The sequence below is a fragment of the Protofrankia sp. CiP1_Cm_nod1 genome (assembly GCF_920888515.1).
Classification (GTDB): domain Bacteria; phylum Actinomycetota; class Actinomycetes; order Frankiales; family Frankiaceae; genus Protofrankia.
Genome location: NZ_CAKKTM010000185.1, coordinates 7,638 through 11,820, shown reverse-complemented (window position 1 = coordinate 11,820; position 4,183 = coordinate 7,638). Strand labels below are relative to the sequence as shown.

The window sequence follows — 4,183 nt, the reverse complement described above, 5'->3', positions numbered from 1 at the left end:
GCCCACACCAGGTCGGCCACGGTCGCGAACAGGCGGATGACCAGCGCGAGGACGGTCGCCGGGCCGGCCGCGAGCGCCGGCGCCAGGGTGAGGACGAGCGCCGCCTCGCGCACACCCGCGCCGGCCGGCAGCACCAGCACGAGAAAACCGGCCGTCCAGGCGAAGGAGTAGCCGCCCACCGACAGCAGCAGCAGGCGCACGCCGTGCACCGACGGCGTGAGGTCGCGGGCGAGCAGCCAGGTCGCCACGCCGAAGAGCACGAAGCCCGCCAGCAGCCAGCCGGCGGCGGCCAGCACATGGCGTCCGCTGGGCTGCTGTTCCAACGGTGGGCGGCGCAGCAGCCGGAACGCGAACGTCAGCAACGCCGAGAGCGCCGGCGGATACAGCACGGCCGCGAACACCGGGACGGCCAGCAGCACCAGCCCGTAGTGCCGCAGCGCGCCCGCCGACACGAACGGCAGGGTCACCGCGGCGGCCACCCCGCCGCAGGGGACCGCCAGCGCCAGCACGATCAGGCTGGCGGACGCGGCCTTCGGCCGGGGCACCCCGTGGTCCCGGGACAGCTCCATCTGGGCCAGCACCGGCCACACGCTGCCGGGGACGTACTTGCCGACCTGCCCGACGAAGAAGATCCGCAACGCGGCCCGCAGTGGCAACGCCACGCCGAGCGACGCCAGCAGCGCCCGCCACGACAGCACAGTCGTCCCGACCGCCAGCACCGTGACGGCTCCCGAGGCGGCCACCCCGAACGCGGTCAGCTCACTGAACGACGCGCGGACGGCGTTCCACTGGCTGACCAGAGCGACGACAAGCAGGCCCGCCGCGACCAGCAACGCCACCCGCACCAGCCACCGACGCGCGTCCCGCCCCCGACCGGCCCCCGAGAACTGTCCCACCTCGGTGGGACGGCGCGGCTCCGCGGGATGCCCTGGCTCCGGCTGGGGGCCCGGCTCCGGCTGACGGACCGGCTCCGGCTGACGGACCGGCCCCGGGCTGGGGCCCTGCTCCGTGGGATGGCGGCCCGCCGTCCGACGGCCACGGACGTCAGCAGGCCGCATCCACCGCATCGTCCCAGCCTAGAGCCCTGGCGCCCCGCACCTTCCGGCGGCACGGAAGAAGCATGATCGCGCCACCACCGGGCCGCCGCCGGCTCCGGGCCGCCGACACATCGGACTCAGCCGAGGCTGTAGGTGGAAACTGTTGCCACGACAGCACTTTCCACCTACGGATTCCGCTGTTGTAGGTGGAAACCGTCGTCATGACAGCGGTTTCCACCTACGGATTCCGTTGACCGGGTCAGCGCTGGCCGGCGGAGGTTTCCTTCTCGGCTTCCTCGGTCTCGCCTTCGAGAACCGGTGTGCGGCCGGCGACCATCTCGACGATCCGGCGGGCGAGCTCCTGGGCGGACAGGCCGATGTCGGCCATGACCTGGTCACGCTTGCCCTGGTCGAGGAAGGTCTGCGGGATACCGAAGTCCCGCAGCGGGACGTCCACGTCGGCGTCGCGCAGCAGCTGCGCGAGCGTCGAGCCGACCCCGCCGACCCGGCCGTTGTCCTCGACCGTGACCACCAGCGAGTGTGCCCGGGCCAGGTCGACGAGCTCCGGGGCGAGTGGCTTGACCCACCGCGGGTCGACGACGGTGATCCCGATGCCGTGGCTGGCGACCCGTTCGGCGACCTGCAGGCAGGTCGCCGCCATCGCGCCGACGGCCACCAGCAGCACGTCCCGGGTCGGGGTGACCTCCGGCGAGCGGTAGAGGACGTCGACCGTCCCGACCCGGTCGATCGCGGGGATGTCAGCGTTGATCTTGCCCTTGGAGAACCGCACCACCGACGGCCCGTCGGTGATCGCCACCGCCTCCCGCAGCTGGGCGCGCAGCGTGGACGCGTCCCGTGGCGCGGCCAGCGCCAGCCCGGGCACGAGCTGGAGGAAGGACATGTCCCACATGCCGTTGTGGGACGGCCCGTCCTCGCCGGTGACACCGGCGCGGTCCAGCACGAAGGTCACCGGCAGCCGGTGCAGGGCGACGTCCATCAGCACCTGGTCGAACGCCCGGTTGAGGAACGTCGCGTAGACGCACACCACCGGCTTGATGCCGCCGAGGGCCAGGCCCGCGGCCGAGGTCACCGCGTGCTGCTCGGCGATGCCCACGTCGAACACCCGGTCCGGGAAGGTGGCGGCGAACTTCTTCAGGCCGACCGGCTGCAGCATGGCGGCGGTGAGCGTGACCACGTCCGGCCGCTCGTGGCCGATCTGGACGATCTCGTCCGCGAAGACGCTCGTCCAGCTGGTGCCACCGCCGGCCGCGGTGGGCTTGCCGGTGCTCGGGTCGATCACCCCGACGGCGTGGAAGCAGTCGGCGTCGTCCTGCTCGGCGGCCGGGTAGCCGAAGCCCTTGCGGGTGACGCAGTGGACGATGACGGGCCCGCCGAAGTCACGGGCGCGCCGCAGCGCGGTCTCCAGCGCGTGGACGTCGTGCCCGTCCACCGGCCCGACGTACTTCAGGCCGAGGTCCTCGAACATGCCCTGCGGCTGGACGACGTCCTTGATGCCCCGCTTGATGCCGTGCAGGGCGTCGTACAGCGGCGGGCCGACCAGCGGGGTGCGCCCGAGGACCTGCTTGACGACGTCGAGGACCTGCTCGTACTCGGGAGCGAGCCGCAGCGAGGCCAGGTGGTCGGCCAGCCCGCCGATCGTCGGCGCGTAGGAGCGCCCGTTGTCGTTGACAACAATGATCACCGGACGGTCGGCGGCGGCGATGTTGTTCATCGCCTCCCAGCACATGCCGCCGGTCAGGGCGCCGTCACCGACGACCGCCACGACCGAGCGGGACTCCCCGCGCAGCGCGTACGCCCGCGCCAGCCCGTCGGCGTAGGACAGCGCCGTGGACGCGTGGGAGTTCTCGATGATGTCGTGCGGCGACTCCGCCTGGCTCGGGTACCCGGACAGGCCACCGCGCTGGCGCAGGTTCACGAAGTCGTCCGCGCGACCTGTAAGGATCTTGTGGACGTACGACTGGTGACCGGTGTCCCACAGGATCCGGTCGTGCGGCGAGTCGAACACCCGGTGGATGGCCAGCGTCAGCTCGACGGCCCCGAGGTTGGGCCCGAGATGACCGCCGGTGCGAGCCACCGCGTGGATGAGAAAGTCACGGATCTCCGCCGCCAGAGCGGGAAGGTCCTCGGCTGCGAGTTTTTTCAGATCGTGCGGATTGCGGACGGTCGACAGAAGCGACACCGGCACTTCCTCTCCGTGCACTCCCTCCCCCTTTGTGAGGGGATCCGGCCCCGGACGCGCTCAGTCTACGCAGGTCAGGGGATCATTCACGGTCACGGAGCGGACATGTGAGCACGTTCCAAACGGGCCCCAACCAGGGCAGCCGGCGCCTACGATGCGTGGTTTGCCCTGTTCCGCGGCTACGCCGGAGCGTGCACGCCCTGTTTTTCCCCGGCGTGTCACCGTGTTGACGGGTACGTCACCGCCGTGTTCGCCCACCGTCATCCCAGACGCCTCCCTTGCCGGCTTCCACCGCCCGGAGCGGCCAGGATCGCCACGCACTCCACGTGGGCGGTCATCGGGAAGAGATCGAACGCCCGCAACGTGACGAGCGAATAGCCCTGCGCAACCGCCACGGCAAGATCGCGTGCGAGGGACGCCGGATCGCAGGACACGTACGCAACAGCCCGCGGCCTCAGGGCCAGCAGCGCCCGCATCACGGCCCGGCCGGCACCCGCCCGGGGCGGGTCGAGGACCGCGATGTCGGCGCCGGCGCCGGCCAGCCCGCGCAGGGAGCCCGGTGAGACCCGGACGCCGCGCAGCGACACCTGCGGCAGGCCGGTGAGGCTGCGCGCGGCCGACGCCACCGCCGCCGGATCCGACTCCATCGCCACGACCGTGCCATCCGGGCCGACGGCCTCCGCGAGCGCGGCGGCGAACAGGCCCGCGCCGGCGTACAGGTCGAGCGCTCGCTCCCCCGCGCGGGGCGCCAGGCCGGTGAGCACCGCGTCCACCAGCGTCTCGGGCGCGCCGGGGTGCACCTGCCAGAACACCCCCGGGCCGAGCCGGAACCGACGGCCGCGCACCACCTCGACGATCTCGCCCTTGGCGCCGGGACCGCTTCCCGGACCGGACGGACCGCCAGCGCCAGAGACAGCGCCAGCACCAGGGGCAACGCCAGCGCCAG

3 protein-coding genes are annotated in these 4,183 nt (G+C 72.5%); all 3 read right to left on the bottom strand.

The genetic code is table 11. The features are described 5' to 3' along the window. The coding region (locus tag NBX02_RS08660; protein ID WP_445548330.1) for a lysylphosphatidylglycerol synthase domain-containing protein at window positions 1–839 on the bottom strand (839 nt) is incomplete at its 3' end. A 457-nt stretch (window positions 840–1,296) separates the two neighbouring features. Beyond that, window positions 1,297–3,237 carry a 1-deoxy-D-xylulose-5-phosphate synthase gene (gene dxs, locus NBX02_RS08655; protein WP_250284903.1) on the bottom strand — a complete coding sequence of 647 codons (1,941 nt, stop codon included), beginning with the start codon at window positions 3,235–3,237 and terminating at the stop codon, window positions 1,297–1,299. 260 nt (window positions 3,238–3,497) lie between these two features. Further along, the coding region (locus tag NBX02_RS08650) for a class I SAM-dependent RNA methyltransferase (RefSeq protein WP_445548328.1) at window positions 3,498–4,183 on the bottom strand (686 nt) is incomplete at its 5' end.